An 18,811-nucleotide genomic window follows, 5' to 3' on the forward strand; every position below is an offset into this window, starting at 1 on the left:
AATGTGGGAGGGGCGGTGCGACGATTCGACTTGCTCCCGATAGCAGTGTGTCAGCTAACAGATTCACTAGCTGACCCACCGCCATCGGGAGCAAGCCCCCTCCCACAGTTGGGTCGTTTTACTGCTCTTTGCTGCAATCTCGTGGAGTGATGCCTTTCTCCTTGGCGTACTGCGCCGCAGAGGCTTCGATGATCGGCCGCAACAAGGCGCGGTCGGCTTGTACCCAGTCGCTGATCAGGTTCCAGCGTTGGCCATCCCATTGCTGGAAGCGCACGGCGCCGCCGCCTTCGTGGTCGGCGCAGGAGAGTTTCAGCGGTTGCACCAGGCCCTTGGCGCCCAGCGCCTGCAGGCGTGCGTCATCGAGGTTCAGGTGTTCGAAGCCCCAGCGTACCTGCTCGCCGGTCAGTGGTTTTTGCCCGTATTTTTCCTGGGCCAGGCGCAGGGCTTCGACGTTGAGAATGCCGTTGACCACGCCCAGGTTGTAATACACGGTGCCGAAACGCTTGGGGTCGGCCAGGTTGCCCTTGCCGGCGTCTACCACGCTTTGCTGGATGCCTTGCAGCACCGGGAAGTCGGTGCCCGACGGATGGGTGGTGATCGAGATAAAGCCTTTGGCGGCGGCACCGGCCGGTACCACGTCTTCTTCGGAGTTGCTCCAGATATTGCCGATGATGTGATCGGCCGGGTAGCCGACTTTCTGCGCGGACTTGAGCGCCACCGGGTTCATCACACCCCAGCCGCGCAGGATCACCCAGTCGGGCTTGAGGCGCCGGATGTTCAGCCACTGCGATTGCTGCTCGTTGCCGGGGTGCGGCACTTCCAGCAGGGTCAGTTCGAAGCCGGCGTTTTTCGCCAGGGTTTCGAGCACGCCATTGGTTTCCTTGCCGTAGGGCGAGCCGTGGTAGAGCACGGCGATTTTCTTGCCTTTGAGCTTGTCGGCGCCGCCTTCGCGTTGGCCGATGTAGTTGATGATCGCCGAGACTTCCGAATACGGGTTGAGCTGCAGCGGGAACACGTAGGGGAACACGCTGCCATCGGTAGAGTCGGTGCGGCCATGGTTGATGGTGATCAGCGGCAGCTTGTCGGCGGTGGAGCGGTCCAGGGTGGCATAGGCGATGCCGACTGACAGCGGGTTGGTGGCGGCGGCCGGTGCACCGTTGAGCCCACCCTTGAGGCGCTCATAGCATTCAACGCCTTTTTCCACCACGTACTCGGTCTCGCATTCGCTCCAGGTCAGCTTGACGCCGTTCACCCCGCCCTTGGCATTGATGTATTGCAGGTAGTCGATAAAGCCGCCGAAAAAACCGGTGCCACCGGCGGCGTACGGACCGACCCGGTAGCTCTGCAACGGGAAGTATTGTTCGTTGGCAGCCTGGGCGCCGGCCGTGAGCCCGGCGGTGATCAGGGCCAGGCCCAAGGCCAGGCGGCGCAGCGATAAGCGGTGTGTCATGGAGGTCATTCCTGGGGGGTTATTGAGTTCAGTAACGCAGCGGCCAAACCCTGGCCCGTTGACGAAAGCGCTGCCACAGACGGGCCAGCCCCTCCGGTTCCTTGATCAAAAACGCGATGATCAGCGCGCCAAACAGCATCTTCTGGATGTTCTCCAGCTGTCCGGCATCCATCAGTCCAGCGGGCAACAGCGCGAAGAGATTGGCCAACAGGATCGGGAACAACACGATGAATGCCGCGCCAAGGACGTTGCCGAGCACGCTGCCCAGGCCGCCGATAATGATGATGAACAGCACCTGGAACGAGCGGCTCAGGTCAAAGCCGTGGGGCTCCACCGTGCCCAGGTAGGCGAACGCCCACAGTGAACCGGCGATGCCCAGGTAGAAGCCGCTGATGGCAAACGCCAGCAGCTTGGCCTTCAACAGGCGAATGCCGATGACGGCAGCGGCGGTGTCCATGTCGCGCACCGCCATCCAGTTGCGGCCCAGTTCGCTGCGCACCAGGTTCTTGCCCAGCCAGAACAGCGTCACCACCACGGCCAGCGTCAGCACGTAGCGGCCGCGCGGTGAGCTGAAATCCAGCCCGGCAATCAGCAGCGGCGGTGAGGTGATCACGCCCGAGGCGTTGTCGTTGGTAAACCAGCTGAAGCGGGTGAGCACCCACTCCACCACGAACTGCGCGGCCAGGGTCGCCACCAGCAGGTAAAAGCCCTTGATGCGCAGGCTCGGCAAGCCGAAGAACACCGCCACCGCGGCGGCGATCACGCCACCCAGGGCAAAGCTCACCAGCAGCGGCAGTCCGGGCACCCGCAACTGCAGGTTGTAGGCGGCAAACGCGCCCACCGCCATGAACGCCGCCGAACCCAGGGAGAGTTGCCCGGCGTAGCCCGTCAGCAGGTTGAGCCCCAGCCCGGCCAGCGACAGCACCAGCAGCGGCACCAGGATCGCGCTGAACCAGTAGTCATTGCCCAGCCAGGGCACCGCAAAGAACGCCACGCCCAGCAGCAGCCACAGCGCGACGCGGTCCTGGCGCAGGCGAAAGGTGCGGCGCTCGGCCGCGTAGGAGGTACTGATTTGACCGACTTCTTGATACAACATGCAGGCATTTCCCCAAGGACAATCAAACCCGTTCGATGGCGCGCTCGCCGAACAACCCGGCAGGCCGCACCAGCAGGAACAGCAACGCGAGGACGTAGGGCACCCAGTTCTCGATGCCGCTGCCGATGATCGGGCCGAGGTAGATCTCGGCGACTTTCTCCGCCGCACCGATGATCAAGCCGCCGACAATCGCCCCGCCGATGGACGAGAACCCGCCGATGATCAGCACCGGCAGCGCCTTGAGCACCACCAGCGAGAGCGAGAACTGCACCCCCAGGCGTGCGCCCCAGAGCAACCCGGCCACCAGCCCGACGAACCCGGCCACCGCCCACACCAACGCCCAGATGCGCGGCAGGCGAATACCGATGGCCATGGACGCCAGCGGGTCATCGGCCACCGCACGCAACGACAGGCCCACCCGGGTCTTGTTGAACAGCAGCGACAGCACGATCACCAGCGCGGCGGCGGTGCCGGCGGCAAACAGGTCGAATTGCGAAAGCAGCATGCCGCGGATTTCCAGCGGCTCGTCGGCGATGCCCAGGTCCAGCCCGTGCACCTGCGCACCCCACAGGAACTGCGCAAAGCCTTCGATCAGGTAGGACAGCCCGAGGGTGGCCATGAACAGGATGATCGGTGGACGATTGACCAAGGGCCGCAGCACCACTTTTTCGATCAGCAGCGCCAGCACCACCATGCTCGCCAGGGTGATCAGGAACGCCCAGGCAAACGGGAAGCCGCGCTCCAACAGGCTGACAAACGTCAGCGCGGCGAACAGCACCATGGCGCCCTGGGCAAAGTTGAACACGCCGGAGGCCTTGTAGATCAGCACAAAACCAATCGCCACCAAGGCATACATCACGCCCGCCAGCAGCCCGCCGATCAGCACTTCGAAGAAAAATTCCATGCTCAGGTCCCCAGGTAGGCGGCGATGACATCGGGGTTGGCGCGCACCTGTTGCGGGGTGCCGTCGCCGATCTTGCGACCGTAGTCGAGGACCACCACGTGGTCGCACAAGCCCATGACCACGCCGATGTCGTGCTCGATCAACACCACGGTGGTGCCGAACTCGCGGTTGATGTCGCGGATGAACTGGCTCATCTGGGCTTTCTCCTGGGCGTTCATGCCGGCCATGGGTTCATCCAGCAACAGCAGGGTCGGTTCGGCGGCCAGGGCGCGGGCCAGTTCGACACGTTTTTGCAGGCCATAGGGCAGGGTGCCGACCAGCACGTGGCGCCAGGGATGGATCTGCAGGAAGGCAATCACCTTTTCCGCGTGCAGGCGGTGGGCGTCGTCCTCCCGTGGCGCACGGCCCACGCGCAGCATCTGCTCCAGCCAACTGCTGCGGCGCTTGAGGTTGCGCCCGGTAAGCACGTTGTCGAGCACGCTCATGCCCTTGAACAGCGCAATATTCTGGAAAGTCCGCGCAATCCCGCCTTCGGCCGCCTGGTGCGCACGCATGCGCCGCCGGGTCTGGCCGGCGTAGTGGATGCTGCCGCCCTGGGGGTGGTAGACCCCGTTGATCACATTGAGCAGCGAACTTTTGCCCGCGCCGTTGGGGCCGATCAGGCCACAGATGTCACCGGCCTTGACCTCGAAACTGATGGAAGTGATGGCCTTGATGCCCTTGAACGACAGGGAAATGTCATCGAGCCGCAGTAATACCACTTCAGTGGGTGTGGGCATAAAAGGCTCGTCAGGCAGATTGAGGCAGCAAGTGGTCGCTGGGTTCGTGGCGGGTGGACGGCTCTTGCCAATGGCCGGGACGAATGCCCAGGGCCGCAAAGAAGGCGGCACTTTCCGGATGCAGTGGCGGCCCGACCAGCAAGGGCACGCGCAGGCGGCTCATGCCCAGCACATCCAGCAACGGCCGACGCACCAGCCAATGGCCCAGCCAGCGGCGCACGGGGGAGGGGGTCGGCTGCATGGCCCAGTCGTATAAACGATGGCCGAAGCTGCCCGGCAGTGGCAGGCGTTCACGCACCCATTGCTCCAGGCGCCCATAGGATTCGCGGGTGCCCAGCACCAGGGTCGGGCCCAGCTCGCGGCGGTCGGTGTCGCGGGTGGCGAGGGCCTCGGGGAAGTTCAGCCGAAAGCCGGCGTGCAGCCAGGGCGCGAGCAGGTAGCGTGCCTGTCCGCTGGCGGCAAACACCCGTGCGGCGAGGGCTTCGTCGTCGGCGCCGAGGTGTTCGCGGTCGACCAGCGTCCGGCCGCCCGCGAGCAGTTGCCCATGGGTCAAGTGCAGGGACGTGTCGGCATGAAAGACGAAGGCGGTGTCGCTCGGCTGCGGGGCGTGGGCGGGTGGCGGTGCATCGGCACGCAGCTCGGCATAGTCGATCAAATCGACGTCTGCGAACTGGCTCAGGCCACGCCCGTCAAGAAATACCACCACCCCGCGTTCACTGAGTTGTTGCAGCGCTTCCAGGTCTTGCACGAGCACGAAGCGCGGTCGCAGCCCGGCCAGCAGCGCCCGGTTGTCGCGGTCCGGGTCCAGCAGCGTAACGCTGGCGCCCAGCCATTGCGCGGCCAGCGCCAGCAGCAACGCTTCGGGGCGCGCCTGGCTGAGGATCAACAGGTTATCGTCGGGCCCGAAGCGGCGTTGATGCAGGGCTGCGGCGAGCTGGCTGACCTCGTCAGCCACCGCGCTCCAGCTACGCTCATGCCAGATGCCCAGGCGCTTGAAGCGCAAGGCAATCGCCGAGCCTCGGGTGTGGGCTTGGCGCAACAGCGCCTGGGGCAGTGTCTGGGGCATGGGGGTATCCTTCGTCAGTATGCGAAGGCGATTGCACGCGTCATGCCAGAGAATTAAATGCTTTTATTTCAAGGGGATATGTGGATTTTTGGGGGAAGAGGCGTGTGTTGATTCAGCACAAGCTGTCCAAGCAGTGTTGTTGGGCCAACAGCGATGGGGCCATTGCTGGAGCGCTACCTGTCGCCGACAGGGCTCCAGCTTGTCACGCCGGGATAAGCCCCGCGTCCCGATAACTCTGGACCAGTTCGTCGTACAAACCGAGATCGGCCCGGGTGCGGGCAATCAACTGCGCGCCGGCAATGGCGGTGTAGATGGCACGCGCGCGACGCTCACAGGCCTCTGCACCGGCGGGTTCGATCTCGGCAAGCAACGCCGCCAGCCAGGCTACGTTGATATTGGCAAACGTCAGTATCTCTTCCTTCACCGGCTCGGGCAGGTCCTTGTATTCGGCCGCCATAAAGCTGGAGAGGCACAAGCGGTTGCCGTCTTCGAGTGATTTTCGAAAGATGCTCGGATAAGCACGCAGGCACTGCAGCGGATCCGGGTTCTCACTGCGTATCGCCGCGAGGGCGTTGGCAGCGTCTTCCCAATAGCGCCTGGCGACGGCTGCGCCAAGATCGGCTTTGCTCGGGAAGTGGTAATAGATACTGGCGTTCTTGATCCCCACCGTTTCGCCGATGCTGCGGAAGTTGATGCCACTGTAGCCGTAGTGCTGAGCGGCGAGTCTGGCGGCCTCCAGAATCGCTTCGCGGGCATTTTCACTCACGTGTGGATTGCTCTTCAGTGGGGGGAGGGGCGAATTCTACGCTGATAAGGTTTTACCTGCCAACTGGTAGGTAATGCTTGACGGCCTGAAATAATACCTCCAGTCTTTACCTACCACTTGACAGGTAGGCGAGCAGATCATGACGTTCCAACAACCACAACCCGACGTATCCCAACCGCCGTTGATGAAAATTTATGATTGGTACAACGGCCCCTATCCAGCGCGTGTTCGTATAGCGCTGGCCGAGAAAAATCTGTTGCCGCGCGTTGAGTTCGTGTCGGTCAACCTATGGAAAGGGGAACACAAACAACCTGCGTTCCTGGCCCTCAACTACTCTGGCACCCTGCCAGTGCTGCAACTGGACGACGGCACGTTCATCGCTGAATGCACGGCTATCACCCAGTACCTGGACACGCTCGATGGCAACCCGACCCTCACCGGCAGGACGCCGACCGAGCAAGGCCTGATCCACATGATGACCAAGCGCGCAGAGATTGAATTGATGGATGCGGTCAGCGTGTATTTCCATCATGCCACCCCTGGGCTTGGGCCTGAGGTCGAGCTTTATCAGAACGCCGAATGGGGCATGCGCATGCGGGACAAAGCGGTCAGGGGGATGCACTATTTCGATAACGTGCTCAAGACCCGCGATTTTGTGGCGGGCGATGCCTTCTCGATGGCCGATATCGCGTTACTCGGCGGCATGATCTTCGCGGACCTGGTGCAATTGCCGGTGCCGCAGACGTGTGAAGCCCTGCGCGCCTGGCAGGCCAGGGTCAACGAGCGACCTAGCGTTCAGGCCTGGCGTGCAATGGTTGCACAACCGCACTGAGGGCAACGGCCCGCATAGCTGCCGCCAGCCCGGTCGCTGCGCTGGTGAGGGGCAGCGGGCCGGCCGTTACCTGCACGGCGGCCGCGCTCATCGACGCCTGGCCCAGCGCAACCCGTGTCATTCCATCCCTATAGGCGGCATCGGCAGCTTTGGCGATTGTCGCCAGGTAGCCGTCGATGTCACCTGCCTTGAACAAGCGCCATGCCCCCGGAACCAGCCGCACTTCGACGACCGCGTTCGATTGCAGCGCGGCCTTGTGAAACAGCCGCGCGGTAGGTTCGAGGGTGGTTTCCACCGCGCACAGCACCGCAATTTTTCCGCCATCCTGCACCGCCGAGGCGGCCAGCGCTTCGTCTGTCCTCAGGATCGGGACACTGCTGGAGATACCTTCAACGACCGGACCCAGGGTCGAGCAGGTGAGCACCACGGCATCGGCCTGTTCAGCCAGTGCAAGCAGGGCTGATGCGGTGGATGCGCAGATGTCGGCGCTCAGAAGACCGGCGTTTTCGGCAGCAGCCAACAGGTCGGCGCGCACTTCATGACGTAGCACATCAGTGCCGATACCCAGTGCTTTCGCGGCGGTTTCAAAGACGCCGATGTTGCTGGCTGCGGTATGAAGGCAGGCTATGCGCATGGGCTGTTTCCAGTGCTGAAAATGTCGACGATGGTTAAGATGTAGCCCGCACTCACCTAACGCAAGGACAGGGTATGCCGCTGATCATGGAACGCGTAGAACAGGCCCGCAACGGCACTAACGACAAAGTCATCTGCCGCATGCCCTCAGGCTGGGCAGTGATGGGCGATGTGCAATTCCTGCCTGGCTACTGCCTGCTATTGCCCGACCCGGTGGTCGCCAGCCTGAACGAACTGGATGCCGACGCCCGCGCGATCTACCTGCTCGACATGGCGCGCATCGGCGACGCGGTGCTGCAAGCCAGCGGTGCATTGCGGATGAACTACGAGATCCTGGGCAATTCGGAGCCGGAGTTGCATTGCCATATTTTCCCGCGCTACGCCTCGGAACCGGATGACAAGCGCAAGATGCCCGTTTGGTTTTATGACTGGAAAAATGCGTTGCCGTACGCGGAAGACGTGCATGGGGAGCTGCGTAAGGCTATCGCGCAATTACTGGAAAATTAAGCAAGGAATACACCCATGCGTGAACGAAAGGCTGCACGACTGCTGGTGATCAACCCCGCGCACGAAGTACTGCTCTTCAGGTTTATCCATAAAGACGGCGCACTGGCCGGTCAAAATTACTGGGCTACCCCTGGCGGCGGTGTCGAACCGGGGGAGACTTTCGAGGCCGCTGCCATCCGCGAGCTGCGCGAGGAAACCGGTATCCAGGTGCAGGCCGTTGCAGCGCCCATCGCCGAGCGCCGATTTGCGCTGATGCTTCCCAGCGGTGAAACGGTGTCGGCTGTCGAGCACTACTTTGTGGTGCACACAGCCAACACCGAACTGTCCAGGGCCGAATGGACGCTGGAAGAAACCCAGGTAATGGCGGACCATCATTGGTGGTCGGCTCAGGCGTTGCGTGCCACCGAGGAAACGGTCTGGCCTGAAGCGCTGGTTGACATGCTGGTGCAAGCCGGCGTGTTCAGCGCATAGCGCCGAGAATCCCGGCCGTTTCGGCCACCCTGGCGTAGTCCATGGCCAGGTTGCTCAGCGACAGTGCGTGCACGTCCTCCGCTGGCCACAGGCGCCCGGACCCATCGGTTTGATCGAAGGTGTAGCAGGCGTCTGCGGCGACGAGCACGTCAAAGCCCAGGTTGCCGCCTGTGCGTGCCGTTGCTTCGACGGAGTTGTTGGTGATCACCCCGGCGATCACCAGTTGCTTGATCGAACGCGCGTGCAGCCAGCGTTCCAGCCCGGTGGCGATAAAGGCACAGGGTACGTTCTTTTCCACCACGTGTTCGTGGGCCAGTGGTTGCAGCGCAGGCTGAAATTCGCAGCCCGGCTGGCCCGGCCAGAATACCGAGCCGGGGGTACGGGAGATGTGCCTGACGTGCACCACAGGCCGCCCCGACTGCCGCCAGGCGCCGAGCAATTGCTGCAACTGCTGCTCGGCCTGCGGATTATTGCGGCGCCCGAGCTTCGGGTCATTCATGCCCTGCTGCATGTCGATGATCACCAATGCAGCGTTGGTGGCTAACGGTTCCATGGCACGTCCTTTGGCGCGTGAGGCACAAAACATAGCAGCCATTGAGTGCGCCTAAACAGCGATTTGTTCGAAGCCTTCGCCATTTGCCTTTACACTGCCGCCCCCGAATTTCAGCAAGGATGCGTTGGATGCGTACGCGACTCAGCGGTGTACTCCTCTCCCTGGCCCTGGCCGCTCCCGTCATGGCCGAGCCCCGTTCGTTCTCGGTCAATGACCCCAGCGGTCAATACCTGGTCGAAGTGTTGTTCCCAGAGGTGCCGCAGGACTTGCAGCACCTGGCGCCGGCGCTCATCACCCTGCGCGACAAACGCTCCCTCGAAATCCTTCAGCAATTGCAGACCCCGGATGCCCAGGTGCCGCTGGACCAGCAAGGCAGAACCGTGGACTGGCGCCTGATGGGGGAGAACGGCGTGGTGTACTTCGCCGATTTCAACCAGGACGGCCGCCAGGACCTGGCGATCCGCAATGGCACCGGTGCGGACGAGGACTTCCAGTCCAGTTACGACGTGTATCTGCAAGACCCGCACACGCCCCACTGGGTGCTGAATGGCCCCTTGACCGACCTGGCCAACGAGACCTCCGGCGGGATGTTTTCGATCAATCCCAAGGACGGCATTATCCATTCGCAGACCGACCGGGGTTGCTGCTGGACCCGCGCCAGCCGCTATCAGATGCGCGACGGCAAACTGGTGCGACTCAGCGCGTACACCCAGGCGGAAGTGCCGGCGACGGACGATGACGCCAACAACAGCATGCCCAGCGGCTACATGCTGCGCACCACCGGTGAGTGGAAGGACGGCCAGTGGCTGGAAACACCCAGGCTGGAAGGGCCGGTCAACGAAGACCCCGAGTTCCTGGCCGGCACCCTCAACGGCAAGATCCCGGTGCAGCTCTGGTACCAGCAACAGGGCGCGGTGCTGATCGGTGAGTTGCGCTACATCAAAAGCGGCAGCGGCAAGGCGATCAAGCTGGTGGGCGACCAGGGTGAATACGGCGACCAGTCGTTTATCTACCTGCACGAATATGCCGATGATGGCCGTCAAACCGGCATCTGGCGCATCACGCGGGAAACCGTCGAACCTTATGACTACGCGGGCACCTGGGTCAGTGGCGCCAAGGGTGACCAGCCCGAGCTGCAGATTCAACTGCACAGGCAGGACCGGGAGCCTGAGTACGACAAACTCGGCGACGTGGCCCGTGACCAGCGCGATGGCCATTACCAGATGCGCGATGACTTCCTCGACCGCGACGGTGACCTGGACCTGAAAATCCTTCCCGAACGCGATGCCCAGGGCAGGGAAGTGGCGGAACTCAGCGTGACGCTCAAAGACACCGGCACCGACAAGATCATCATCACTACGTACCAACGCGTGCCGATGGAAACCGCAAACCTGATTATCGTGCGCGCACCCCAGGCGCCCCCTCGGGCCGGGCCGTATCACATTCAACTGGTGAAGGGCTTTGCCGTGATCGAGCACAACTCGGCGCCGGACAGCCAGGACTACCTGACCGGGTTTTATCGTAAGCAGCCCTGAGGCCGGGGAGTAATGCCGCCTGAGTGTCGATCCTGGCTCAGGCGGTTAGATACATAGGGTATCTTCAACCGCCGGCCGCTTCAGGCTCGGCGCACAATTGATTGATCAAGGAAGCAGGCAATGGCACTCAGGGTGATGGTGATCGGCGGCTACGGCAACTTCGGCAGCATCATTTGCCGGCACCTGGCGGGCGCGCCGGGCATTGAACTGGTGGTCTCGGGCCGCCACCCACACAAGTTGCAGCGCAAAGTCGATGGGTTGAAAACATCCTCCGGCCGCGTGTGCGAAAGCTGGCGCGGCGACGCCATGGCAGCCGGGTTCGCTGGCGTCTTGCAGGCGATGGACATCCAGTTGGTGATCCACACCGGCGGCCCGTTCCAGGGGCAGTCCTATGCCGTCGCCCAGCACTGCATCGATGCGCGCGTGAACTACTGCGACCTGTCGGACTGCCGGGCCTTCGTCAATGGCATCGGCGTGCTGGACGCGAAAGCCCGGCAGGCGGGCGTGGCCGTCCTCAGCGGTTGCAGCTCTGTGCCGACGTTGTCGTCCGCCCTCATCGATCAGTACCGCGATCGCTTCATGCGCATCGACGCCATCGAGCATGGCATTTCCTCGTCGGCGAAGATGCCGGGGCTGTCGACCATCGAAGGCGTGCTTGCCTATGCGGGCAAACCGATCAAGCAACTCAAGCAGGGCCAGGTGCACGACGTGCTGGGCTGGCAGGACCTGACCCTGCGCAGGATGCCCCAGCTCGGCACGCGGGTGCTGGCCAATGTGGACGTGCCCGACATGGATATATTCGCCGGCCGTTATGGCGCCCATACCCTGCGCTTCAAGGCCGGTGCGGGGCTCAAGCTGGGCGGCGTCGCCAATTACCTGCTGGCCCGGGCGCTACGCATGGGCATCGTGCGCGACCACCTCGTGTGGGCCGCCAGGCTGCATCGCCTGGGCACCTGGTTCGAACGATTTGGCGATGGCAAAAGCGCGATGTACATCGACGTGCAGGGCCTGGGCAGGCAAGGCCAGCCGCTGTCCCTGGCGGTGCAACTCACGGCTCTGGACGACAAGGGACCGGAAATCCCCAGCTGCGCGGCCGTCGCCCTCGCCATCAAAATGGCCCACGGCTACGTGCCTGGACCTGGCGCCCGCCCGTGCGTAGGCGAAATCAGCGTCGACGAATACATGGCCGCCATCAACGAACCGACGAAGCTGAGCCTGACGTTGCGCTTCTCTGACGGGCAGGCCTGACGGATGCTCTACCTGTGCCTGAAGTACCTGCACATCATCGCGGCGATTTTCCTGTTCGGTTTCGGCATGGGCTCGTACCTTTACCTGATCGCCGCCAGTCGTACCGGCAATCCGCAGGTGATCGCCCATGTGGCGCGCATGGTCGTACGGTTCGACACCTGGATCACCACGCCGGCGGGCGTCATCCAGATCATCACGGGCTTGCTGCTGATCCGGCTGGCCGGGCTGCCGGTGACCACTGAATGGGTACTGACCGCGTTGATCATCTTCCTCTGCGTGGGCTCGCTGTGGTTGCCGGTGCTGGTGCTGCAGAAGCGCTTGCAGCGGATGGCCTCTCGGGCGGTCCAGACCGAGACGGCACTGGAGGATGGATACCGTGGTGTTTATCGGCAATGGTTCTGGCTGGGCGTCTTCGGCTTCCTGGGGATGTTTGTGATCGTGATGATCATGGTGACGAAGATGACGCCGTGGCAGTTGCTTGGGCTGTTGGTGAGGGCCTGACGCAGCCTGGCCAAGGCTCGACAGCTGCGACGGTCACATACTGCTGGCGATGAGGGGCGGGCCAAACACTTCGCGTATAAATCCCGGGGCGATATACCGCTCGTAATGCGCCTCGGACAGCAGGAAAAACTCCCGGTCAATAGCATCGCGCAAATCCGCCAGGCTGCGCTCGCGAAACTCCGGCAACAACGCCAACCCATAGGCGTCCAGCCTGGAAATCACCCGAGCGCCCCGGGCAATCAGCTGGTACGCCCAGCAATAGGGTGACTGGTGCGGCATAAAGCGAATCTTGCGGTCCTCCAGTTGCTGGCGCAGGCGCTGCGGGTCGGACACCTCCAGCTTGCTGGCCATGACCTGCACCAGCAATTGCTCAAGGCGCAGCCATACCGCCTGCTTTTCCTCGGCGTTGTAGCCATTCCACTGGATCACTTCATGGTGATAACGCTTGCAGCCCCGGCAGACCAGGTCGCCGTAAACGGTGGAGCACAGGCCGACGCAGGGGGTCTTGATGGTGTGAGGCATTTTCAAGCCTTTGAAGAAAGTGTAAGCGGGTTTTGTCGGTGTTTCTTTATTGCCAGGTGGACAACGATGACCCCAGTCCACTGAGAGCACCCAGCATGAAAACCCCGATCAACGCTTCAGGTTATTGGCTAAGCGCCCTGATGGTTGCTGCCCTTGCAGGATGTACCAGCCCACCCCGTGAAAGAGTCACTGCCATGCACAAACCCCTGGTTTCCCTCGCCGTACTCAAGGCCAAACCCGGCAAGCAACAGGCCCTTAAAGCAGGCTTGTTGAACCTGATCGAGCCGACGCGCACCGAACCAGGCAACCTTGACTATGTGTTGTTCGAGCAGCGGGACGAACCCGGTACGTTCTACATGCGTGAGGCGTTCAAGGACCAGGCGGCACTCGATGCGCATTTTGCGACGCCATACTTCCAGCGCTTCGCCGCAGCGGCGGATGACTGGCTCGATGAGCCTTTGCAGTTGATCTTTCTGGAGCAGGTCTCGGACTGAACCCCGCCCATGGACCGTGATGCTACGGTCCATGGGGCTGCGGGGTTAATCCCAGCTCAATGCGCCGCCGGTCTGATACTCAATAACCCGAGTCTCAAAGAAATTCTTCTCTTTCTTCAAGTCCATGATCTCGCTCATCCATGGGAACGGGTTGGTCGTCCCCGGATACTCTTCCTTCAAGCCGATCTGCGACAGGCGACGGTTAGCGATGAACTTGAGGTAATCCTCCATCATCGCCGCGTTCATGCCCAACACACCGCGCGGCATGGTATCGCGCGCATATTCAATCTCCAGCTGCGTCCCCTGCAAAATCATCTGGGTCGCTTCTTCCTTCATCTCGGCATCCCACAAATGCGGGTTTTCGATCTTGATCTGGTTGATCACATCGATACCGAAGTTCAGGTGCATCGACTCATCGCGCAGGATGTACTGGAACTGCTCGGCGACGCCGGTCATTTTGTTGCGGCGGCCCATGGACAGGATCTGGGTGAAGCCGCAGTAGAAGAAGATGCCTTCCAGTACGCAGTAGTAAGCGACCAGGTTGCGCAGCAGTTCCTTGTCGGTGTCGACGGTGCCGGTTTCGAACTTTGGATCGGAGATCGAACGGGTGTATTTCAGGCCCCAGGCTGCCTTTTTGGCCACCGATGGGATCTCGTGGTACATGTTGAAGATCTCGCCTTCATCCATGGCCAACGATTCGATGCAGTACTGGTAGGCGTGGGTGTGGATCGCTTCTTCGAAGGCCTGGCGCAGGATGTACTGGCGGCATTCCGGGTTGGTGATCAGGCGGTAGACGGCCAGGACCAGGTTGTTCGCGACCAACGAATCCGCAGTGGAGAAGAAGCCGAGGTTGCGCATGACGATGCGGCGTTCGTCGTCGGTGAGGCCTTCGGGGTTTTTCCACAGGGCGATGTCGGCGGTCATGTTGACCTCTTGCGGCATCCAGTGGTTGGCGCAGCCGTCGAGGTATTTCTGCCAGGCCCAGTCGTACTTGAAGGGCACGAGTTGGTTGAGGTCGGCGCGGCAGTTGATCATGCGCTTTTCGTCAACGGCGACGCGGGCGGAGGCGCCTTCGAGTTCGGCGAGGCCTTCGGCGACGTCGAGTTTGTCCAGGGCGGCCTTGGCGCGCACGATGGCGGCGGAGTCACTGGCGGTGACGGCGCGGGCTTCGATGGCGGCAGCGGCGCCGGCACCGTCGAGGCGGTCCATGTTGGCTTCGCTGGCATGGCCGGCGTTGGCGCCCTTGATCACGGCTGCACCGGTTTCCTCGTTGTCGACTTCATCCCAACTCAGCATTGAAATACTCCCTTCTGTTCTGTTTTGACGGCATGTGAATCCGTCCAAAAAAATACGATTTGCAGGCTGCCAGGCATTGAAATACTGCGCAGAGTGTGGTCGGTGATTACCGATGCTGCACACTATGTAGTGGTCTGTTCTGTTTGTGGGCACACTATATGGTGTGTGGGGGGCATGGTCAACGCACAAGATGTGCGGTCCTGGGTCGCTCCCCGGCGCTCATTCGGCTATAAAGCCTGGGTTCATTGGCCTCGCTCGGAATCTCAAGGGAATGAAAAAACTGCTGATCCGCCCAGCCATCCAGGACGACGCTGAAAGCCTCTTCCTGGTGCATAAACACTCTGTCGAACACCTGTGCAAGGCCGACTATGGCACCGAACAGATTGCCATGTGGCTGGACGGACGCTCGCCTGACACGTACCGCGAAGCCATCGCTGCCGGCAACCTTTGGCTGGCGTACACCGACACTGTGCAAGGTTTCGTCGAGGTGGACGGGCATGAGGTCAGCAAGCTGTTCATTCGTGGGGATGCGTCCGGGCAGGGCGTCGGCGCCCGTCTGCTGACCAAAGCGCTGCAGCTTATCGAGGCTGCCGGCCATAGGTGCGCCTACCTCGAAGCCACCCTTACCGCCGAAAAATTCTATGCCGCGTTCGGTTTTCGCAAGATTGGCGAAGGCACCTTCAGCCGTGGCAACAGTGCGATTTCAATCGAGATCATCAAGATGGAACGCGCCTTCCAGTAGTGGCCGGCGTGGGCTGCGGGGCCGACCCTGACGGCTCGGTAACACAGAAGCTCACCGGCGCACGGCCGTCGGGAGTAAACCCGTCTCATGTTAGGGGGGCGGGGGAACCCCATCGGCCGCAGCCTGCAACAGCGCCGCAAACACCTGCTGCACCCGTGGCTCATCACTGTGGGCCACATTGAAGCGCATCGAGTCGCGGTGCGCCGGGTCATTACCGAACAACGCACCCGGCGCCAGCACCATGCCTTGTTTCAACGCATCCTGGGCCAGTTGCTCGCCGCTTACCCCAGGTGGCAGACGCGCCCAGATAAACATCCCGCCCTCATAGGGCATCGGCAGTTCGCAGCCGCAACGCCGCAGCCACTGTTCGACACGTCCGCCGGCCTCCATCAGGCGCTGGACCATGCGCTTGCGATGCTTGGTGTAGCTGCCTTCGCTGAGCGTGCGGTAGACGATCTGTTCAAGCAGCTCCGAGGTCACGCCGCCACTCATCAGCTTCATATGGGTAAGGTTGGCCGCCAGTTGCGGTGCGGCCACCACATAGCTGACACGGGCGTTGGCGCTGAGGACTTTGGAGAAGCCCGAAAGGTAGGTGACCTGGTCGAGGCCGGCGACAGTGGCCAGGCGCGGCGGTGGGTTGGGGTGCAGGTCGGCGTAGAGGTCATCTTCGATGATATGGCAGTGATACTGCTGGGTCAGTTGCAACAGGCGAAACGCCTGGCTGGGGCTGAAGGAGTGGCCGGTGGGGTTATGCAGCACGCTGGTGGTCAGGTACAGGCTGGGGCGATGTTCGGCCAGCAACTGCTCGAGAACGCTGAAGTCGAAGCCGTCGGGGCGCCGCTCGATGGTCACGATCTTGACCCCGTGCAAGGCCAGGTTGGCGTGGAAGTTGAAATAGCACGGTGCGTCGAGCAGCACCGTGTCGCCGGGCCTGGCGAGCAGGCGCATGAGCATGTCCAGGCCCTGCACGGTGTTGGGGGTGGTGATGATTTGTTCCACCGGCACCGACAAACCATCGGCATGCAGCTTCTGTTGCAGGGCCTGGCGCAAGGGCAGCAGCCCGGCGGGTGTGCCCAGTGCGGCGATGCGCAGCGACGGCGCACGCACGGTGCTGCGCATGGCCTGGCGGAAGGCTTCGTTGTCCAGCCACGCTTCTGGCAAGTGGCCGCCGCCGGGGCGCAGGTCGCCGTAGACCGAGGCGAGGGGGCGGCGCAATACGCTGAGCAGGTCCTGGGGCAGCAGGTCGACCCAGCTCGCCGAGGCCGGGCGCACCCTGTCGACGGCCACGAAGTAGCCACGGCCCTGGCTGGAGGTGAGCAGGTTGCGCCCGCGCAGGCGGTCCAGGGCTTCGTTGAGGGTGAACTTGCTGACGCCCAGGGCCTGGGTCAACTCTCGCACCGACGGCAACTTGCTGCCGGGCGCCCATTCGCCGCTCTCGATGAGCTGGCTGAATGCCTCGACGATCTGCTGCACCTTGGGTGTGCCGTTCACAAACGCGATGGCGGGTACAAACATAAACCTTCCTTGTGTTGACCGGTGATTTTACCGGTGAAGTTCGGCCGGATTAGGCCTTACTTTACCTGCCTTATGCAACGCCGCTTGCCTACACTGCAGGCCTTCTCACCCTGGGTCCAAGGCCATGACCAGCGCATTGACGCTCTCTTCGTATCTCTACTTCCTGCTGTTTTGCGCCACCATGACCTTCAGCCCCGGCCCCATGACCCTGCTGCTGTTGAGCCTGGGCTTGAAGAGCGGTTTGCGCAGTTCGATCCCGGCGCAACTCGGTGCCAGTGTGTCGTACCTGATTTCCATCCTGATCTTTGCCGTGGGCTTTTCGGCACTGATCAAGGGCAATCTCGCCATCACCCAGGCCATTCAGTTGGTCGGAGTGGCCTACATTCTCTATCTGGCCTACAAGCAGTGGACCGGCAGCGGCGTGTCGATCGGCAAGGCGGCTGCCGTGGAGGGCTCGCGCAGCCTGTTCGGCAAAGGAATGCTGACCGGCTTTTCCAACCCCAAGACCCTCATCATGTTCAGCGCTGTATTCCCACAGTTCGCCGGGGCAGGGGAGCACCGTTCGGCGGTGGATATCGCCATCCTCGGGGCGACCTTCCTGGTGCTGCAATTTGCCAGCGGTTGCCTGTATTGCTACTTCGGCCAGCGCATCAAGCATGTGCTGGAAATCCCCCAGCGCCGTGTGGTGTTGCAGCGGATCACGTCGGTGCTGCTGCTGGGAGTGGCGTTGATGCTGGCCCGCGGTTTTTCCCACTGAACGTTTTGGCGGGGGAGTGAGCAGTGGTGGCTAATTGCTGGCGCCCTGATAGACTCCAGGCATTCATCCAGGATTACAGCCCTCCATGCCAGCCGTCGGAGGAAAAGGACTTCCGCTCGCTACCCGTTTGTATAAATCCCGCACCTTGGGGCTGACGCTCGGTTTTGTGTGCGTGGTGTTTGGCATGTATCCGCTGGATCCGGCGCCATGGGTGTGGGCCTGGATGGTGATCAACGCCTTTGTCTGGCCGGTCGTGGCCTTTCAGCGCTCGTTGCGGACTACCCATACGCTGCGCAGTGAGCGCCGCAATTTGCTGTTCGATTCGTTTTGCGGCGGTTTCTGGGTCGCGGCCATGCACTTCAACCCGCTTCCCGGTGTGACGACCCTGTCGATGATGACCATGAACAACGTCGCCATCGGCGGTCCGCGTTTCATGCTGGCGGGCTGGGCGGCGCAGGCGCTGGGTATCGGCACGTCGCTGTTGATATTCACCCCGGCCTTTATCGCCACGACCACCCCGGTCCAGCTCTATGCCTGCCTGCCGATTCTGATGGTGTACCCGCTGGCGCTGGGTTGGATCTGTTACCGCCAGACGGTGACCCTGGCCCGGCATAAACGCGAACTGCTGGCGCTGAGTCGCACCGACAGCCTGACCGGCCTGCTCAACCATGGCGCGTGGAAAGACCACCTGGAGATCGAGTTCCAACGTTGCTGCCGCGAACAGCAAGGGGCCGCGATTGCGTTGATCGACATCGACCACTTCAAGCTTATCAACGACACCTATGGCCACGTCACCGGCGACATCGTGCTGCGCCAGCTCGGCAAAGTGCTGCGCCAGAACCTGCGCGCCACTGACCTGGCCGGGCGCTATGGCGGCGATGAATTCTGCGTGATCCTGCCGGGCATGCCGCTCAACCGCGCCACCGAAGTGATGGATGCGTTGCGCGATCGCTTCAACGCGTTGGCCTACGCCCAGGACCCTTCATTGCGCGCCAGCTTGAGCATCGGCCTGGCGCCGTATCAACCAGGGCACGTCGACTCGACCCGTTGGCTCAATGAGGCAGACCTGGCGCTGTATGAAGCCAAGAGCAGCGGGCGCAACCGGGTCAGTTCGGTGCAAGGCACTTGGTTGCGGTCGGTCTAG

General features: G+C 62.3%; 21 protein-coding genes. 10 read left to right on the top strand and 11 right to left on the bottom strand.

The window, feature by feature from the left end; genetic code table 11:
• Positions 1-118 precede the first annotated feature (118 nt).
• The 6 genes from AC07OP_RS24030 to AC07OP_RS24055 form a co-directional block, all read right to left on the bottom strand.
• A complete protein-coding gene (locus AC07OP_RS24030; RefSeq protein WP_092485010.1) occupies positions 119-1,450 on the bottom strand; it encodes an ABC transporter substrate-binding protein in 1,332 nt (443 codons plus the stop codon).
• A gap of 28 nt (positions 1,451-1,478) precedes the next feature.
• On the bottom strand, positions 1,479-2,546 hold the full coding sequence (locus AC07OP_RS24035) for a branched-chain amino acid ABC transporter permease (RefSeq protein ID WP_027608468.1): 1,068 nt from the start codon (positions 2,544-2,546) through the stop codon (positions 1,479-1,481).
• A 22-nt stretch (positions 2,547-2,568) separates the two neighbouring features.
• Complete coding sequence (locus tag AC07OP_RS24040; protein WP_027608467.1) at positions 2,569-3,450, bottom strand: branched-chain amino acid ABC transporter permease; 882 nt, start codon at positions 3,448-3,450, stop codon at positions 2,569-2,571.
• A 2-nt stretch (positions 3,451-3,452) separates the two neighbouring features.
• Complete coding sequence (locus AC07OP_RS24045; protein WP_495102737.1) at positions 3,453-4,229, bottom strand: ABC transporter ATP-binding protein; 777 nt, start codon at positions 4,227-4,229, stop codon at positions 3,453-3,455.
• Positions 4,230-4,239: 10 nt separating this feature from the next.
• Positions 4,240-5,295 (bottom strand): AMP-binding protein, encoded by a 1,056-nt coding sequence (locus AC07OP_RS24050; protein ID WP_495102738.1) that lies wholly within the window; start codon positions 5,293-5,295, stop codon positions 4,240-4,242.
• Positions 5,296-5,497: 202 nt separating this feature from the next.
• The gene (locus AC07OP_RS24055; RefSeq protein ID WP_495102739.1) at positions 5,498-6,061 is read right to left on the bottom strand and encodes a TetR/AcrR family transcriptional regulator; all 564 of its coding nucleotides are present in this window, start codon (positions 6,059-6,061) and stop codon (positions 5,498-5,500) included.
• Between the two features lie 139 nt (positions 6,062-6,200).
• Here AC07OP_RS24055 and AC07OP_RS24060 point away from each other — a divergent pair, with 139 nt between their 5' ends.
• Complete coding sequence (locus tag AC07OP_RS24060; RefSeq protein ID WP_495102740.1) at positions 6,201-6,893, top strand: glutathione S-transferase family protein; 693 nt, start codon at positions 6,201-6,203, stop codon at positions 6,891-6,893.
• Here AC07OP_RS24060 and AC07OP_RS24065 read toward each other — a convergent pair.
• Entirely contained in the window at positions 6,850-7,527 is a 678-nt protein-coding gene (locus AC07OP_RS24065; protein ID WP_495102741.1) for an aspartate/glutamate racemase family protein, read from the bottom strand. The two genes, AC07OP_RS24060 and AC07OP_RS24065, sit on opposite strands and share 44 nt — an antisense overlap.
• A gap of 74 nt (positions 7,528-7,601) precedes the next feature.
• On the opposite strand from AC07OP_RS24065, the gene AC07OP_RS24070 reads away from it, so the two are divergent.
• Both AC07OP_RS24070 and AC07OP_RS24075 read left to right on the top strand, forming a co-directional pair.
• On the top strand, positions 7,602-8,033 hold the full coding sequence (locus AC07OP_RS24070; protein WP_495102742.1) for an HIT family protein: 432 nt from the start codon (positions 7,602-7,604) through the stop codon (positions 8,031-8,033).
• A gap of 15 nt (positions 8,034-8,048) precedes the next feature.
• The gene (locus AC07OP_RS24075) at positions 8,049-8,504 is read left to right on the top strand and encodes an NUDIX hydrolase (protein WP_495102743.1); all 456 of its coding nucleotides are present in this window, start codon (positions 8,049-8,051) and stop codon (positions 8,502-8,504) included.
• Here the strand turns inward: AC07OP_RS24075 and AC07OP_RS24080 are convergent.
• Entirely contained in the window at positions 8,494-9,057 is a 564-nt protein-coding gene (locus AC07OP_RS24080) for a cysteine hydrolase family protein (protein ID WP_495102744.1), read from the bottom strand. The genes AC07OP_RS24075 and AC07OP_RS24080 overlap by 11 nt on opposite strands.
• Before the next feature lie 128 nt (positions 9,058-9,185).
• Between AC07OP_RS24080 and AC07OP_RS24085 the strand changes: the two genes are divergently transcribed.
• From AC07OP_RS24085 to AC07OP_RS24095, 3 genes are all read left to right on the top strand, one after another.
• A complete protein-coding gene (locus AC07OP_RS24085) occupies positions 9,186-10,592 on the top strand; it encodes an XAC2610-related protein (protein ID WP_495102745.1) in 1,407 nt (468 codons plus the stop codon).
• A 120-nt stretch (positions 10,593-10,712) separates the two neighbouring features.
• A complete protein-coding gene (locus AC07OP_RS24090; protein ID WP_495102746.1) occupies positions 10,713-11,840 on the top strand; it encodes a saccharopine dehydrogenase family protein in 1,128 nt (375 codons plus the stop codon).
• A gap of 3 nt (positions 11,841-11,843) precedes the next feature.
• Positions 11,844-12,341, top strand: a complete 498-nt coding sequence (locus AC07OP_RS24095) for a DUF2269 family protein (protein WP_495102747.1) — start codon at positions 11,844-11,846, stop codon at positions 12,339-12,341.
• Positions 12,342-12,374: 33 nt separating this feature from the next.
• On the opposite strand, the gene AC07OP_RS24100 is transcribed toward AC07OP_RS24095, so the two are convergent.
• Positions 12,375-12,863, bottom strand: coding sequence for a DUF1289 domain-containing protein (locus tag AC07OP_RS24100; RefSeq protein WP_115488335.1), 489 nt, complete (start codon positions 12,861-12,863; stop codon positions 12,375-12,377).
• Positions 12,864-13,057: 194 nt separating this feature from the next.
• Here AC07OP_RS24100 and AC07OP_RS24105 point away from each other — a divergent pair, with 194 nt between their 5' ends.
• A complete protein-coding gene (locus tag AC07OP_RS24105) occupies positions 13,058-13,357 on the top strand; it encodes a putative quinol monooxygenase (RefSeq protein WP_098479661.1) in 300 nt (99 codons plus the stop codon).
• 45 nt (positions 13,358-13,402) lie between these two features.
• Here the strand turns inward: AC07OP_RS24105 and AC07OP_RS24110 are convergent, their stop codons facing one another.
• Positions 13,403-14,653 carry a ribonucleotide-diphosphate reductase subunit beta gene (locus AC07OP_RS24110; protein ID WP_495109919.1) on the bottom strand — a complete coding sequence of 417 codons (1,251 nt, stop codon included), beginning with the start codon at positions 14,651-14,653 and terminating at the stop codon, positions 13,403-13,405.
• Between the two features lie 271 nt (positions 14,654-14,924).
• On the opposite strand from AC07OP_RS24110, the gene AC07OP_RS24115 reads away from it, so the two are divergent.
• Positions 14,925-15,395, top strand: a complete 471-nt coding sequence (locus AC07OP_RS24115) for a GNAT family N-acetyltransferase (RefSeq protein WP_495101548.1) — start codon at positions 14,925-14,927, stop codon at positions 15,393-15,395.
• Positions 15,396-15,485: 90 nt separating this feature from the next.
• On the opposite strand, the gene AC07OP_RS24120 is transcribed toward AC07OP_RS24115, so the two are convergent.
• The gene (locus AC07OP_RS24120) at positions 15,486-16,910 is read right to left on the bottom strand and encodes an aminotransferase-like domain-containing protein (RefSeq protein ID WP_495101547.1); all 1,425 of its coding nucleotides are present in this window, start codon (positions 16,908-16,910) and stop codon (positions 15,486-15,488) included.
• A gap of 124 nt (positions 16,911-17,034) precedes the next feature.
• Here AC07OP_RS24120 and AC07OP_RS24125 point away from each other — a divergent pair, with 124 nt between their 5' ends.
• Both AC07OP_RS24125 and AC07OP_RS24130 read left to right on the top strand, forming a co-directional pair.
• On the top strand, positions 17,035-17,667 hold the full coding sequence (locus AC07OP_RS24125; protein WP_495101546.1) for a LysE family translocator: 633 nt from the start codon (positions 17,035-17,037) through the stop codon (positions 17,665-17,667).
• Between the two features lie 85 nt (positions 17,668-17,752).
• Positions 17,753-18,811 carry a diguanylate cyclase gene (locus AC07OP_RS24130; RefSeq protein WP_495101545.1) on the top strand — a complete coding sequence of 353 codons (1,059 nt, stop codon included), beginning with the start codon at positions 17,753-17,755 and terminating at the stop codon, positions 18,809-18,811.

The organism is Pseudomonas sp. GW821-FHT09D08 (assembly GCF_059416305.1).